The following is a 14,352-nucleotide window of genomic DNA, read 5'->3' as shown; positions in this document are numbered from 1 at the left end:
CCGTCTTCGACATATCGATCTGGAGAGAGAGACCGTCGGTTTTCTCCACCTCAAAGGTGGTGGTTGGTTTGATGATGTAAGAGCGGTACTGAACTACAACGGGTTTGTTTTTTGTGAACTACAGGGAGCGCATGTATGGCCGGCTGGGGCAGCGAACATTGGACTTTGCACTCTCCATAGCGCCAAAGGGCTAGAATTTGATCATGTATTCATGATTGGCCTTGCTGCTCAGCATGCCTCTTACGGAAAAGCTCTTGATGATGACCGGTACGATACGCACCGGAGGTTGATCGCGATGGGGATTGGGCGTGCTAGACAAACGGTGATTTTGGGAACTAAACCGGGCGAGCATCTGCCGCTACTTCAAGCAATCCCAGCCGGTACCGTGGAGGTAGTTAAATTATGAGCGTAGCCGAAACTGTCGCAGTCAGGGGCATCAGTGAAGTAGTTCACTTCACGACTAACCACGGATGTCTTGGAACACTTTATACGCAAGCTCTGCAGTCTCGCGCTCGATTGCAAAACGACGAAATGGTGAAGTACCTGTTCGCAGCAAACGCCGAATTGCGTCGGGATATTGAGTATCTTGACCATATCAGCTTATCTCTGGAGCATATCAACACTAGTTTCTACCAGATCAGTGCTGGAAAATGGCATCGTGAAGAGCCAATATTTTGGTGTATTCTCGCGTTTGATCCAGTGGTGCTTACCCACGAGGGTGTTGTCTTTGCATCTACGAATAATATTTACACGTCTGTCACAAGAGGTGTAGGAACAGCTGGACTATCTAATCTTTTCTCAGATTGCGTTGTCCGTTGGAGTAATAACGTAGTGAAGCGAAATCATACAACTAGGCTCTGCTACCCAACGTGCTATCAAGCCGAAGCACTGTACCCGAAGTCACTTTCGACTGACTATTTACAAAGAATTTACGTCAACACTCACGATGACCAGTCGGAAACAATCGGCTTCCTTAAGGCCACATTCCATCGCGATGTTGATGTAATTGTGGCTCCTGAAAAATTCGGAGTTAGGCCGCTTTGAAAATGGATCGCAAAAAACAGAACAGGTTATCTGCTGAATGGGCTGCATACGGCGACGCACTTGGATTTATGACAGAGCTTGCGGATGCTAGTCGTGTGCAATACCGCATCGGGGCGGATGAAGTTCAAGACACTGTACCTTGGAAGAGAAAAGTCGGTGGGTACAGTGGCGTAAAAGTAGAGCTGCCAGCCGGTACGTATTCAGATGATACGCAGTTGCGTCTAGCTACGTCGCGAGCAATTCGTGGCGACGGGGCATTCAATGTTGCTGCGTTCGCGAAAGTTGAGTTACCTGCATGGGCGAATTATGCGCTAGGGGCTGGGGTTGGATCGAAGGAGGCGGCGTCGAACCTCGCTCGAACGTCAGCTACTTGGTATTCAAACTTTTTTGATAGCAAAAAAGCGACCTATATTAGTGTTGGAGGAAACGGTGCTGCCATGCGCATACAGCCACATGTTTGGGCTGCGCCGGATCTTCACAATTTAAACAGTATTTTTCTGGATGTCATTAGAAACTCTGTATGTACTCACGGGCATGTCCGAGGAATAGTAGGGGCTTGTTTTCATGCCAGTTCTCTTAGTTTCGCGTTATTGAACGGCCGAGCCGCTAATCTAGCAGAGCTAAAAGTAATGGTTAATCAATTACGCTCGGTTTTGGATGTCGTAAATAATGATGGCGATCTTCGCATGTTTTGGCTAAGCGTTTGGTCAGGGTGCAATAAGATATCGTTCGAAGAGGCAGTAGCGCAAGTAGTCCAAGAGATGTTGGATGATATCAACATACTTGAACCACTTGGTGAAGGCATACTTGAAGATGTTTATCCTCAAGCGGTTAATGCGCTTGGGGGGCTTACGCCGTCTTCACGAGGATCAGGTACAAAGACAGCAATACTTGCTTCCTTTGTAAGCTTGCTCGCTGATACTTCAGCCCCCAAAGATACTCTACTAAAAATTGTCAATGTTTTTGGGTCGGATACCGACTCGATCGCAACGATGGCGGGTGCGATTATAGGGTCTTGTACCGATCAAGAATGCGAAGGGGCAGTTCAGGACAGAGAGTATATTCGGGTTGAAGCTGAACGACTCACACTAATAGCGAAAGGGGATGAAGCACCGTCCTTTCGCTATCCAAGTCTCAGGTCTTGGAAGCCTGCAAGGGCTGCCGTTGATTCAATTGGCATTATCGACGGACATCTATGGTTGAATGGAATAGACCGTATCGAAGCAATATCCTCTTCACCAGTTGCAAAGATCAGTGGCGACTTGATTGGCTGGTTCCGTCTTTCTTTTGGGCAGACCATTCTGGTGCGATCCCGCTCAGAGCCTCGCAATATAGCTCGGGAGAGAGTCTCCAACGAATTGAGCCTTGAAAAATCAGAGAGCCGCTTCGCTGCTGAACCCCCAGACAGACTACGAGACTTGTTCGAACAGGATGAAGGACAGAAAGTATCAAATGATGGCTATGGAAAGGTCACTTCTGGTTTAGAAGGGCTTACTCTAAACGAGATGTTACAGAAAATTATAGGCGGCGGGTTTTCACCTGAGATGATAGGTCAAGCGCTACTCCAACAAGTTGATGAAGGGGGGAAAGATTTTGTAGAGCGTGGTATTGCTTTGACCTCTAATGTTCTGACCGCATATGAAGCGCGAGCTAAAAGACGTCGGAAATGATTTGTGTCAAATGCAACTGTTTCTGCACGCTACAATCAGTATTTTCGCAGCAATTGAAAGTACTACCCGATCATACTGGTTTTGCTGCCCTTTCCTTGCGCATCAGCGAGCCAAACACGACAGTATCAGTGGATACATCGACACAATCTCGATGCTGATAATGGTAAGTTGGTCTTGCCGCGATAACGCATACAGTGTTAACCCTAATACACTGATGTGGCCCACTGCAGTTGCGAAGAGTGGAAAGTATTTTCGTGCTGGGGTGAGTGTTGATCAAAGGACAGGCCACATACGGCGCCGCTGAGCATACTGAGTGCGATGCCATAGAAAGTGCTTGGTTCAGAATTTGGCCAAGCAAGTGAAGCTGCAAGGCAAACCCTAAACCTGCGCCTAAACCATATGGTAGACCGCTCTGGTGCCGATACCCATTCGCGTTTTGCTCGGATTACCAGCGGTGGTTGCGACGGTTGTCCAAGTCATTTCTGGCATGGATTTGAGCCAGTTATCTGTATCCGATGCACTACTGCACTTCTGGCGGTAAGCCAGAGAGTGGGGCGCTGACCCTAGTGCCTCCTAACTTGCGGTTTAAATTACTGCGGTTATTCTATCCACCCAGAGCTATTAGGTCGCGATGACACGCCAATTGGCAATAGCCGCGTGTTTTGCCAGGCTGCTGCCAGTTCCCACTACGACCGGATAGCCGACGACATCAAGCATATGCAGATCAGAAATATCATCACCGAATGCGTAGCAGTGTTGAGGAGATGTATCTTTTTGTTGAAGGAAGTTCTGAATTGCTAATGCCTTGCCCATACCAATAGTTTGAGGGGATATAATATTCCCTGTATATAGTCCGTCTTCACCGATTTCTAGCTTAGTTGCAAGAATATGGGGCGCTTTGAGAGAATTTGCTATTGGTTCGAGAAGGGCATGGAAAGAACCCGAAATGAAAACTGGAGTGATTCCTTCCTCTTGTAGACGCTGAAGTTCTTCTATCACTGGTGCAATAAATAGATCATCAGGATGTTGCAGGCGCTCCATTGCCCAATCCGCCCCGGCCCGGTTAAGCATTTGTGGGTCGACTCCTGTGAAATAACGGTAATAAGAGCGGTTGAGTTCTTCCCTTGTACTGATTGGCTTCGAGAGCCCGAAGCTCTAACACTTCGGACTCGTCAAGTGAGATAAAAATGCGAGACGCATCATTATCTCCTAATTTGGTAGCGAGTGCGTCTGCCTGACCGGATTTTACGAAATACCGAGAAATCAAAAGGGTTTGAGAAGGCATAGGTTTCTCCATGGCGAATCGTTGCAGTTAGATAAAGCTCTCAACGAGAATGGAATGTTTAAACTCGCCAATTCCGTCGGAGTGCCATGGAAAGATTGCGACTTTTAGAAAGGTCAGTCTTTAACAAATTTTCTTAATTAGTTTTTCAAAAATGGAAAATATTGATGACCAACATCCTTATGCTGGCTAAATCTATGGGGAGGAGAATTTGAATGGTAAGCAGATACGTCGCTTATCCACTGAGCCGTTCATGATGTCGAGCCACCAAATCTGTGAGAAAGTCAGCAAGTGCTCTGACACGCCGCGATCTTGCAAGGTCTGTTTGGATAACTAGATAGATTGGCTGGTCGACCCCAATGTCTGAGTCGATGCAGATTAGTCCCCTATCGCGTGCAATGAAGTGAGGCAGCACGGCAAGCCCAAGCCCCGCCTTAGTTGCGGATACTTGTGTAGCAAGTGAAGTCGTGGTCAGGGCTGGTTTGCGTCCTCGTAGAATCCGCTCTACCCATTGAGCGCCAGGAAGATGTGTCTGCATCTCCCCCCAAGTGATAAAGGTATCCGTATCGTAGTCACCCTGATCAGGGTTTAATTCTCGGCGTGACTCGTAGTCCGGGCTGCAATAAAGGCCGTACCCTAAGGTACCCAGACGGCGCAGAGTGACATTGCCCCTTTCGGGTCGAACCATCCGTACCGCAAGATCGGCATCTCTTCGATGCAAATTAATGGTCGAGATATCAGTCACAACTTCCACTAAAAGCTCTGGATATTCCGCTCGAAATGCCGGGAGTGCTGGCAGTATTAACTCCGTAGCCAGATTTTCGGCTGTGGCTAGCCGCACTTGACCACTTATCTGCGCTTGAGTGTCCGCGCCCGATGAGAAAGCCTGTGCAGCCGCTTCCATTACTTCAGCCTTCTCTACGAGATCGGCGCCATCCTCAGTTAACTGGTAGCCCGATTGCTGACGTATAAAAAGAGGAAGTTTCAGGGCAGTTTCGAGCCGCTCGATTCTACGTGAGAGTGTCGCTATGCCAATGTTGAGTTCCAAAGCAGCCGCACTCAGCGTTCCGCAGCGCGCTACGGCAAGAAATGCCCGAGTATCGTCCCAAACCAGTCCTCGGGGCATGCTATTTCCGATAATGGAAATCTCTTTGTCAATATCTTGCATTTTTTCCATTTTTTGATCCTGTCAAGCTGTAACCTCCATGATTAAGGAGGTCGTTATGAAAAAGCGAACGCTTGGAAAAGACTTCACCGTTTCGGCAATTGGTTTGGGCTGCATGGGTATGAGCGAGTTCTATGGGCCTCGAGATGATAGTGAGTCTTTGCGGGTTTTGGAGCGAGCTGTAGAGCTTGGGGTCGACTTTTTTGATACAGCAGATATGTATGGGCCGCATCATAACGAAGAGCTGATTGGAAAGTTCCTTTCACGTAGCAAGTCTCAAATTCGAATTGCAAGCAAGTTCGGCATTGTGCGCGACCCAGGGGAGTACAAACGGACTTTGGATAATAGCGCATGACTATGCGCGCCAGTCTTGTGAAGCCTCGCTTCGTCGGCTCGGTGTGGAACAAATTGACCTTTACTATATTCATCGCATCAATCCTGAAGAACCGATCGAAGAGACCATTGGTGGGCTGGAGCGACTTGTCCAATCTGGGAAAATTGCTCGTATAGGCTTATGTGAAGTCAGCGCTGAAACTCTGCGTCGTGCTCATGCAGTACATCCTATCACTGCAGTGCAAACTGAATATTCTCTTTGGTCGCGCGAAGTAGAGAGAGCCGTGTTGCCGACCTGTCGTGATCTAGGTATTGGCTTCGTTCCTTATTCTCCGCTTGGCCGCGGATTCCTAACTGGCCGGTTTCAAAACACCGCTGAACTCGACAATGATGATTTTCGCGCTAATTTACCTCGTTTTGCAAAGGAAGCGATTGGATCCAACCGGCGAATTGCCGACGTGATTGCTGAACTGGCAGAGCATAAGGGTTGCACACCTGCCCAGCTCTCGCTGGCTTGGCTATTGGCACAAGGGCAAGACATCGTGCCGATACCCGGCACCAAGCAACTGCACTATCTCGAAGAGAATGTCGCTGCAGCGAGCATCACGCTCAGTGTGGACGAGCAGCGGCAACTCGAAAAGGCCACGGCATCGTTGCCTGTAATAGGCGAACGCTACACCTCAGAAGGCATGAAAGGAGTGAACGTATGAGTGTTCCGACTTCTAATCGACGTACCCAAGCGTTATCCCTCCTTGAGAGGCTTGAGCCTAGTGCACCTGAACGCGTTGCGCAAAATCTTGATGAGTTTCACGACGACGCAACTGAGATACTACTGGGTTTTGCTTTTACCGATGTAGTGGCTCGTGAAGGGATCTCGCTACATACGCGCGAAATGCTCACTATCGCTATGCTCGCAGCAATGGGTACGGCTCCGGGGCAGCTCGAGTTTCACATGCGAGCCGCGTTGAATACTGGGGTAACTCGTGAAGAGATTGTCGAAATCGTTCTGCAGGTGGCGGTCTATGCGGGTATCCCCGCGTCGATGAATGCTATTACAGCGGCGAAATCCGCCTTCACGTCCGTCTAACTTTTTTGAACAGAGAAAAGGAGGTTGGCATGTCTGCTCAAAAAACAACTTGGCAAGACTGGGTGGCTGTAACGGCTCTTGGCGTAGGTAGCTTCACTATTGTTACCACGGAGCTGGCGCCGATTGGTTTGCTCTCTAATATCGGTAGTTCTCTCGGAACGTCTACTTCGCAGACGGGCCTGATTGTTACTCTCTATGCATGGATAGCTGTTGCAGCTGCGCTTTTTTCTGCTGTCGTTCTTTCCCGCATGCCGCGGCGTCCACTTTTAGTTTGCCTGATGTTAATCCTTGCTCTGTCCAGTGGGGTTGCCGCCATGGCTGAAACATTCCCTGCGCTCATGGGCGCGCGAGTGATTGGTGCGTTAGCACATGGTGCCTTCTGGGCAATGATCGGTACTATCGGTGCTCAGATTGTGCCTCCCCATCGCGTAGGACTTGCCACATCCATCATCTTTGGAGGCGTATCGGCTGCCAGCGTGCTGGGCGTGCCGCTAGCGAATTTGTTGGGCTCTCTCAATGGTTGGCGTGCAGCTTTTACTGCTGTCGCGGTATTGTCATTTGGTGTCGCAGTCGTGTGTTTCGCCACACTGCCTAAGCTTCCTGGGAACGAAGGTTTCGGTGCCGCTGCCATGGGACGTGTTCTATCTAATCAGCGTTTTATGTGTATCTTTGCCGCCACTGCGCTTGTAGTTACCTCTCATTTCATGGCATTCACTTACATCGAGCCCTACCTTGTTAGGCAAAGCGAGATCACGCCATCAGTGATTGCGTATTTACTTCTGGCGTTTGGTGGTGCTGGATTGGCAGCAAATGTGGTGACCGCTAGCTTGATCGACCGCTGGCTCAAATCGGTTCTGATGGTTGCCCTTTGCCTCGCTTCGGCAGCTCTGTGGCTGTTGTCTATGTTATCGGATGTTATGGGCCTATGGGGCACGGTATTAATGCTTATTATTTGGGGTGGAGGCATCGGCGCTGTTTTGGTGGGATTCCAGACTTGGATTCTTAAGGAAGCTGGTGATGACGCTCTACCGGCCTCTGCAATTTATGTCGCCATTTTTAATGCGGCGATAGGACTTGGTGCAATGCTTGGAGCTATCGTGCTGTCGACATCTGGGCTTAATGAGATCTATCTATTCGCCGCTGTTGCGACAGCTCTGGGTACCGCTACTATTGCATTAATGTCTGGCCCAACGGTTGCAACCTCTCAAGCAGAATAGTTAAAGTCTAATTTATCAAAGCGGTGGGCCAGTTTTATTGGCCTGCCGATTTTTCTATCTTCTTTGCCCATTAGTCAACGTCAATTTATAGCTGGGTTCATAAGCGTGAAAGGCGGTTTAACCCTAAAATATTGAGCACGATTCAAAATAATTTTAAGGCCAGAGCCGTATGAAGATTACTATTCATTGTTAATTTTTATTAACCAGGAGCTTTCTACCATAAGGCATGATGCTGCTACTTTCCTAAGGCTTTCAACTTCCTCAGGCTTAAAAACAGTATCTTTATTACAAAGTAGTACAGAACCACCGGCAGAGTACAGCTGTTTAGCAACTATGTATTCATCATTGCTATATTTATCTTCCTTCGCTCTCCACGTCTTGTCCAAGAAAACTCGACGAGAGTTTATGTCAGGCAAGTAGTAGACTCTGTTAGTAGAGTCATTCATACCTAGTAAACCTGCCACATTAAAAGCTGCAACACCAGCCGTTGCTGGTATAATTAATATCAGAACGACTGAAAACAAAAATATTCCAAATGTTACGGCCTGAATTTTCTTTTTAAACTCATTATCGTTTGGAAGAAAATAAAAAAAAGCTGGTATAAAAGTTGCTAGCACGCCGGTGGTGATATAAAAAATAGATTTGTATGTATCATAATTGCTTCCATCCCAAGCACTTAATTGCAAAGTTGCTTTGGCCACAAATATTGTGTATAGAGAGGCGCACAGGACAAAGAAACCAGATAAAGCAGAAACGCCTAATCTCTCCAAATTTACCTTCATGGTATTATGGTGTTTTAGTTCATCTTTTTTTATGTGCTTTTTAATATATTTCCTTAGTGAAATATAGGCGAATGCAGAAATTAAAAGAAGCGATAGGCAAGAATAAAAGTTATCACCAATTTCTATTTTGAAGTAAATTGATAGCAGTAGAGAAAGGGAGATGATTATCACGAAAGATACAGAAGAAACTAAAAGGAAATTTTTGTACTTTTTTTCTTTTCCAGATGGAATGTAGGCTCTAAACATGTGGTTAGAGAGTATTAATATAAATGATGGGATGGAGAAAAGTACAAACGCTACCATGCCAAATATTGTCCCGAACGCTATAAGATATACAAAAGAATTGTTTTCCGTCAGGGAGGCAATAAAAAGATCGGTACGCCCAATTAAGTGAAAATAAAAATATATAAAGATAAGATGTAAAACCACACCTAGAAGAGCTGAGAATTGCACTATTCCGCTCAAGTCTATTTTGATTCTTCTCAGCTGGACTTCTTTACACATGCCCGGATTCCACGTTATTTAAATGTTAGGGTAAAACTTGTCTGTTTTAGGCCACAGTGGTTGCGATGAGGTGGTACTTGGCTAAATACGTAGCTTACACTATTTTCAGTCTCTAAATATAGTGGATGAGAGTATAAGGTTTAAGGAATAAGCTGCTCGTAGATCATGTCTCCTTCCTTTTTTTGTTCACAAATAGTTTTTTTGTTATGTCAGTTTAAAATCCATGTTATTAACCCTCCGTATACTATGCAAGTTCCCCAGGTCGAGTAGAGGATAGAAGCAGAATTAGTAGCGAATATAGTTGGTATGAGATGTATTATCATCCCAATAAGATTTGTTAGAACTGAGGTGGCAGCTCGAGTCCTTCCAATCATGTGTGCTATCGGCAGGTTGTAATTCCACAGTCGAGGATTCTTATTAAGCACAATAAAGTCTCAGCGAAAATAAGATTATTTGGCGGCGGCCTACATTTAAGGAAGTGGTTTAGGCAGGCAGACGCAACAACAAGAAAGGAAAGTTGTTGCGGCTTAATAGTCTGACTTTTTCAAACCCATACGTTTGCTCTTCGGAATGTGCCTTTGGCCCTATTAGCGTATCAGACAGAAGGAGCATAAGGCCATTCGGATGCATTAGTGGGCGGTGGAGGTTTATAAGAAGTGTATTTTAGTCACTATGAGTGATCAAAGTGAGAGTAAATTAAACCTTCTGCTGATACTGGCTAGCGCAATGACTCCCATGCTTTGGCGATAAAAAACACTGGCGAGGCATTGTTTGCGCTGCCCTATGAGGCAAATGAGGCCATTCGCCAACCCGCTATGTGCTTTACTATCAGCAACTGTTATTCACGGAGTAAACATCCATGGCCATAGGCGGCTTGATAGGATTATTGGATGACATTGCCGCATTGGCGAAGTTATCCGCCGCATCATTGGACGATGTGAGTGCCGCCGCTGGGCGTGCGACGGCGAAGGCGGCCGGGGTGGTGGTGGATGATACGGCGGTAACACCGCAATATTTGCAGGGTGTGGCAGCGGAGCGTGAACTGGCGATTGTGAAGAAAATCGCGCTGGGTTCGATCCGCAACAAGCTGATTTTTATCCTACCGGCAGCGCTGCTGTTGAACCACTTTTTGCCCGCGCTATTGCCGATCATCCTGATGGTGGGCGGCAGCTACCTAGCCTTTGAGGGCGCTGAGAAGGTCTGGCACAAGCTTTCTGGCAAGCATGACGACGACAAGCCTGCGGTAGAGAAGGGGCCTGAAGCCGAGAAAAAGATCGTGAGTGGTGCCGTTCGCACCGACCTGATTCTGTCCGCCGAAATCATGGTGATCGCGCTTTCTACTGTTTCCCATCAGGGATTCTGGTCGCAGATGGTGAGCCTGGTGGTGGTTGCGTTTGTCATCACTGTTCTGGTGTATGGCGTGGTGGCGATGTTGGTCAGGATGGATGATTTCGGGCTGAAGCTCGCCCAGCGGGACAGTTCGGGCATGCAGAAACTGGGCCGTGGTCTGGTCACGGCCATGCCCAAGGTGCTAGCGACCATCGCAGTGGTGGGTACCATCGCCATGCTCTGGGTGGGAGGACATATCCTGATGGCCAACCTGGGGGCGGATGGCACGGGTTGGTTCAACGCCCCCTATGAATGGGTACATCATATTGAGCATAGGATTAGCGAGGCCACCGGTGCCTTGGGCGGCTTGCTGGGCTGGAGTTTCAATACGTTGTGCTCAGCGGTGATAGGCTTTTTGGTGGGCTCGGTGGTGGTGGGTGTACTGCACTTCATCCCTATCAAGAAGGCACATTCGGCATAGGTGCGGCCGCGACTTCATTTGCTCGACAATCCGCGCAGCGCCGGGCGCAATCACATGACTGCTTAACAGGTCGTGAACAGGTTCCAATGGATCAATAAGCGACGCGCTTGCAGTTGTCTTGATACAGCGGGGCATCGGTGCCGAGCGCCAGTCGCTTGGTGTTGCTGTTGTAGTAGAAACGATCGGATTCGGCGCCTGCAAGCGCATAGTCGCCGCACACCCCATAGCCCTTGTTGACAGTCGCCAGATTGGAGATTTTGGCCGGTGCTTGGCTCTCAAGACGCTCCGAAATCATCTCGGCGATGTGGGCATCACGCTGGGCCTCGGAATAGGCCTGGCCACCGAATATCAGGCCCGCAACGACGAAAATGGCGACGACGGGAATCCAAAGGTTATGCATAGCGTGTCCAATGAGAGAATGTAGAAGCGTATGATTTCAGCAGAAAACTATGTAGCGGGATAATAACTTTTTGCGCGTCCAATTTCATTGATTGACGAGTGCTTGATTGACACATAGATCACTATTCAGAGTTGCCCCTGTGTCATGTCCCGGGCTGCCGGTCGACGACGAGAGAGGCGTTGCGAAGGTGTCAGACTCTCTTTCAAACTCGTGACTCGTCTCGTCACTTTTTCTTCATAAAATTGATAATTTGTGTACTGTGAGTACACAAAATCTAATTATCTCGAAGAGAATGTGGCGGCTTCTTTAGTTAAATGCTACTTTGTGAACTATGAGTACACATAAAGAAGAAAAATTAAAGAGCGTTCTTGGGGCTACGGCTAAAGGGTTCATGGTCGACTCTGCTTGGCTCGAACGCCACGGTGTCAGCCGTTTTCTTGCCCGTAAGTATGTCAACGGCGGCTGGTTGGAACGTGTCCATCGCGGCGTCTTTCGCCGCCCAGTATCAAGTTCGAGTGTGCCAGACACGCTTGACTGGAAGAACTGCCTTCTCTCGCTTCAGTACCTGATGGGCTACGAGGTTCATGTGGGTGGCATCACCGCCTTAAGCCAACAGGGCTATGACCACTATCTGCGGCTCGGTAGTAACGCCCCTGTCTGGGTTTACGGTGAAAGCATACCGAACTGGTTGACCCAACTGTCATTGAATGTACCCATAGAAGCCCGCAGCACATCGCTATTTTCCGACCCGGCGCTCGGCCTGAAAAAGATCAATACGGACGTAACCGACACGTTGCCTTGGGAATGGGAACTGAAGATGTCAGCGCCCGAAAGGGCGATTATGGAGGCCATGAATGAATTGCCTGACCATGAAAGCTTTCACAATCTCGATATGGTGTTCGAGAGCCTGACGACCCTGCGCCCGAGGACGATATCGGCACTGCTGCATAGCTGCAAGAAGATCAAAGTTAAGCGCCTGTTCTTTGTCTTTGCGGATCGCCACGGCCACCCTTGGCGCAAGCGCCTCGACCCAGCAGAGTTCAACCTCGGCAGCGGCGATCGCGCGTTGGTCAAGGGTGGAAAAATACACCCCCGGTACCGCATCGTGGTGCCCGAAGAATTTATAAGAAGGGAGAGCCACGATGGCCCGTGAAACCTATGAAGCCCAAGTCAGGCTGCTTGTGCGTATTCTTCCCCATGTCGCCAAGGAAGAGGTGTTTGCACTAAAGGGCGGTACGGCGATTAATCTGTTCTATCGTGACTTGCCTCGCCTGTCAGTCGATATTGACCTGACCTACTTGCCGATTAAAGACCGAAGTGAAAGCCTTCTTGAGATCAATGATGCGATGGGCCGCATTGCGGCTTCCATCGAACGTGGTATTGCAGGCGCAAAAACACAACGCATACAAGGCGGCGGCGGCGGTGCTACCCGGCTTCTTGTCCGCTTAGATGGTGTGGAGGTAAAGCTTGAGACGTCACCTGTCACACGCGGCGTTGTTCACGACCCTGAAATGCGCTACGTCTCCGAAACCGTTGAGGATGAATTTGGCTACGCGGAAATGCAGATAGTCTCGTTTGAAGACTTGTTTGGCGGCAAGTTGCATGCAGCCGTAGATCGCCAGCATCCGCGCGATCTTTTTGATGTGGAGCTGCTCTATGATAATGAAGGCCTGACAGACGACCTATTTCGCACTTTTCTTATCTATATCGCGAGTTCATCGCGCCCCGCACATGAGCTTCTGAACCCGAATCTGATCGATCTAGACCAGCCTTATGCTCGAGAATTCGAGGGCATGACCAAGACTTCATTCAGTCTTGAAAAGCTTGTAGGTACTCGCAAACGACTGATTGCGGATATTCAGTCCCGCTTTGATGAAAGCACCAGAAGATTCTTGTTGAGTCTGCACGATGGCACTCCCGACTTCGCTGCCATTGACCGCCTTCAGGCGGCTGATTTACCTGCCGTGCGCTGGAAACTAATCAATCTGGAAAAGCTAAAATACGAGAATGCGGACAAGCATGCTGAGCAGCGAGACAGACTTGAAGCGCTGCTAGAGTAGCGGATCGGGTTAAAGTGACAAAACAGGTGAGTAAGGCCACCGCCACACGGGACATGGCCGAGCTGGTAGCAAAATGTTGCCTATATAAGCTGGGTGGTGGCGGGCGCAGCACGCGTTATGCGGTGCTGTTTGGGTGAAAGGCCTCCCTTGTCTATTGTGCAGTGGCTAATCAACACTCTTGATACGTGGACCTTATACCTTACGCGCGGCTACCGACCAGCCGAATACCCATGCCGATAAACAGCGTGCCACTGACACGACTGAACGCCACTTTCCATCGCTGGCTTTGGAAGTGATGTCCTAGCCGCCGCAACGCTAGCGCGTAGCTTGAGTGTACGCCGATCACGATCAGCGCGATGGTGAGGTACATGAGGGCGAATTGGCGGGTCAAGCCTGTCGTGTGATCAAGGAACTGCGGCAGAAAGGCGGATAGAAACAGTAGGGTCTTGGGATTACTGATAGAGACTAGAAACGCTTCCAGCCATAGAGAGGGGCGCCTTGATGTCACATCGCTGACCACCGGGCTGGCCGCCGGGTTGTTCTTGAAAGAAGCCATCCATTGGGCCACACCAAGATAGATAAGATAGGCCGCTCCGACGATTTTCAATACCGTGAACGCCACCGGTAGCGTGCTCAATAACGTACCCACCCCCAAGGCCACCAGCAGGATAGTGATCAATTGAGCTAGAAGGTTGCCACTTAGCGCGATTACCGTACCGGTTGCGCCATACCGAAGCGTATTACGAATGACCAGGAGCACATTAGGGCCCGGTGAGAGGGTAATCAAAAGGTAGGCAATGAAAAACGTCAGCCAAACGTGCAGAGACATAGGGTGTTTTTTCCTGGCAGGGCTCGCGTTTATTCGGATTTCTTGATTCTGCGCTGGACTGTAACGCTTATGCAAACAAAGGCTCATCCTTAGCAGAAAACTGGCTGGCGCCAGTTGCCTCTAGCACGGCGGCAGTCTGTGTATTCGCCTTAAGTGACTAATAAGCTAT

General features: G+C 48.9%; 15 protein-coding genes. 10 read left to right on the top strand and 5 right to left on the bottom strand.

From position 1 onward, the window contains the following. The 3 genes from ACT3R7_RS19930 to ACT3R7_RS19920 all read left to right on the top strand — a co-directional run. Positions 1-406 (top strand): 3'-5' exonuclease (locus ACT3R7_RS19930; RefSeq protein WP_496199400.1); only part of this gene is annotated, 406 nt, incomplete at its 5' end. Then, positions 403-1,044 (top strand): DarT ssDNA thymidine ADP-ribosyltransferase family protein, encoded by a 642-nt coding sequence (locus tag ACT3R7_RS19925; protein ID WP_496199399.1) that lies wholly within the window; start codon positions 403-405, stop codon positions 1,042-1,044. The genes ACT3R7_RS19930 and ACT3R7_RS19925, both read left to right, overlap by 4 nt. Positions 1,045-1,046: 2 nt before the next feature. Next, on the top strand, positions 1,047-2,714 hold the full coding sequence (locus ACT3R7_RS19920; protein ID WP_496199402.1) for an ADP-ribosylglycohydrolase family protein: 1,668 nt from the start codon (positions 1,047-1,049) through the stop codon (positions 2,712-2,714). Positions 2,715-3,335: 621 nt separating this feature from the next. Here ACT3R7_RS19920 and ACT3R7_RS19915 read toward each other — a convergent pair. Both ACT3R7_RS19915 and ACT3R7_RS19910 read right to left on the bottom strand, forming a co-directional pair. After that, a complete protein-coding gene (locus ACT3R7_RS19915; protein WP_496199401.1) occupies positions 3,336-3,848 on the bottom strand; it encodes an HAD family hydrolase in 513 nt (170 codons plus the stop codon). Positions 3,849-4,231: 383 nt separating this feature from the next. Further along, complete coding sequence (locus tag ACT3R7_RS19910; protein ID WP_192539878.1) at positions 4,232-5,173, bottom strand: LysR family transcriptional regulator; 942 nt, start codon at positions 5,171-5,173, stop codon at positions 4,232-4,234. 46 nt (positions 5,174-5,219) lie between these two features. On the opposite strand from ACT3R7_RS19910, the gene ACT3R7_RS19905 reads away from it, so the two are divergent. Genes ACT3R7_RS19905 through ACT3R7_RS19890 form a run of 4 tightly spaced genes read left to right on the top strand, consistent with a single transcriptional unit; the run spans position 5,220 to position 7,798 of the window. Further along, positions 5,220-5,516: an aldo/keto reductase gene (locus tag ACT3R7_RS19905; RefSeq protein WP_496199398.1), complete on the top strand. Its 297-nt coding sequence runs from the start codon at positions 5,220-5,222 to the stop codon at positions 5,514-5,516. Positions 5,517-5,559: 43 nt separating this feature from the next. Then, a complete protein-coding gene (locus ACT3R7_RS19900; protein ID WP_496199397.1) occupies positions 5,560-6,204 on the top strand; it encodes an aldo/keto reductase in 645 nt (214 codons plus the stop codon). After that, positions 6,201-6,581, top strand: a complete 381-nt coding sequence (locus ACT3R7_RS19895) for a carboxymuconolactone decarboxylase family protein (protein ID WP_192539876.1) — start codon at positions 6,201-6,203, stop codon at positions 6,579-6,581. Before ACT3R7_RS19900 ends, ACT3R7_RS19895 begins: the two co-directional genes overlap by 4 nt. Before the next feature lie 29 nt (positions 6,582-6,610). Further along, a complete protein-coding gene (locus ACT3R7_RS19890) occupies positions 6,611-7,798 on the top strand; it encodes an MFS transporter (protein WP_192539875.1) in 1,188 nt (395 codons plus the stop codon). A gap of 179 nt (positions 7,799-7,977) precedes the next feature. On the opposite strand, the gene ACT3R7_RS19885 is transcribed toward ACT3R7_RS19890, so the two are convergent. Then, positions 7,978-9,084 (bottom strand): hypothetical protein, encoded by a 1,107-nt coding sequence (locus tag ACT3R7_RS19885; protein ID WP_444280550.1) that lies wholly within the window; start codon positions 9,082-9,084, stop codon positions 7,978-7,980. 859 nt (positions 9,085-9,943) lie between these two features. Here ACT3R7_RS19885 and ACT3R7_RS19880 point away from each other — a divergent pair. After that, positions 9,944-10,894, top strand: coding sequence for a DUF808 domain-containing protein (locus ACT3R7_RS19880; protein WP_192537605.1), 951 nt, complete (start codon positions 9,944-9,946; stop codon positions 10,892-10,894). A 91-nt stretch (positions 10,895-10,985) separates the two neighbouring features. On the opposite strand, the gene ACT3R7_RS19875 is transcribed toward ACT3R7_RS19880, so the two are convergent. Beyond that, positions 10,986-11,294, bottom strand: a complete 309-nt coding sequence (locus ACT3R7_RS19875; RefSeq protein ID WP_018917985.1) for a hypothetical protein — start codon at positions 11,292-11,294, stop codon at positions 10,986-10,988. A gap of 331 nt (positions 11,295-11,625) precedes the next feature. Between ACT3R7_RS19875 and ACT3R7_RS19870 the strand changes: the two genes are divergently transcribed. Then, positions 11,626-12,447 carry a type IV toxin-antitoxin system AbiEi family antitoxin gene (locus ACT3R7_RS19870; RefSeq protein WP_192537604.1) on the top strand — a complete coding sequence of 274 codons (822 nt, stop codon included), beginning with the start codon at positions 11,626-11,628 and terminating at the stop codon, positions 12,445-12,447. Further along, positions 12,437-13,354 (top strand): nucleotidyl transferase AbiEii/AbiGii toxin family protein, encoded by a 918-nt coding sequence (locus ACT3R7_RS19865; RefSeq protein ID WP_192537603.1) that lies wholly within the window; start codon positions 12,437-12,439, stop codon positions 13,352-13,354. The genes ACT3R7_RS19870 and ACT3R7_RS19865 overlap by 11 nt, the downstream gene beginning before the upstream one ends. Positions 13,355-13,553: 199 nt before the next feature. Here the strand turns inward: ACT3R7_RS19865 and ACT3R7_RS19860 are convergent, their stop codons facing one another. Continuing rightward, positions 13,554-14,183: a LysE family translocator gene (locus tag ACT3R7_RS19860; protein WP_192537602.1), complete on the bottom strand. Its 630-nt coding sequence runs from the start codon at positions 14,181-14,183 to the stop codon at positions 13,554-13,556. Positions 14,184-14,352 lie beyond the last annotated feature (169 nt).

It is taken from the genome of Halomonas sp. AOP43-A1-21, from assembly GCF_052376775.1.
GTDB classification, from domain to species: Bacteria; Pseudomonadota; Gammaproteobacteria; order Pseudomonadales; family Halomonadaceae; genus Vreelandella; species Vreelandella colorata.
This window is presented reverse-complemented; position numbering and strand designations above follow the sequence as displayed.

Coding starts and splice junctions, on each gene's coding strand:
- ACT3R7_RS19925 (WP_496199399.1), top strand. CDS start 403: ATGAGCGTAGCCGAAACTGTCGCAGTCAGGGGCATCAGTGAAGTAGTT.
- ACT3R7_RS19920 (WP_496199402.1), top strand. CDS start 1,047: ATGGATCGCAAAAAACAGAACAGGTTATCTGCTGAATGGGCTGCATAC.
- ACT3R7_RS19910 (WP_192539878.1), bottom strand. CDS start 5,173: ATGGAAAAAATGCAAGATATTGACAAAGAGATTTCCATTATCGGAAAT.
- ACT3R7_RS19905 (WP_496199398.1), top strand. CDS start 5,220: ATGAAAAAGCGAACGCTTGGAAAAGACTTCACCGTTTCGGCAATTGGT.
- ACT3R7_RS19895 (WP_192539876.1), top strand. CDS start 6,201: ATGAGTGTTCCGACTTCTAATCGACGTACCCAAGCGTTATCCCTCCTT.
- ACT3R7_RS19890 (WP_192539875.1), top strand. CDS start 6,611: ATGTCTGCTCAAAAAACAACTTGGCAAGACTGGGTGGCTGTAACGGCT.
- ACT3R7_RS19885 (WP_444280550.1), bottom strand. CDS start 9,084: ATGTGTAAAGAAGTCCAGCTGAGAAGAATCAAAATAGACTTGAGCGGA.
- ACT3R7_RS19880 (WP_192537605.1), top strand. CDS start 9,944: ATGGCCATAGGCGGCTTGATAGGATTATTGGATGACATTGCCGCATTG.
- ACT3R7_RS19875 (WP_018917985.1), bottom strand. CDS start 11,294: ATGCATAACCTTTGGATTCCCGTCGTCGCCATTTTCGTCGTTGCGGGC.
- ACT3R7_RS19870 (WP_192537604.1), top strand. CDS start 11,626: ATGAGTACACATAAAGAAGAAAAATTAAAGAGCGTTCTTGGGGCTACG.
- ACT3R7_RS19865 (WP_192537603.1), top strand. CDS start 12,437: ATGGCCCGTGAAACCTATGAAGCCCAAGTCAGGCTGCTTGTGCGTATT.
- ACT3R7_RS19860 (WP_192537602.1), bottom strand. CDS start 14,183: ATGTCTCTGCACGTTTGGCTGACGTTTTTCATTGCCTACCTTTTGATT.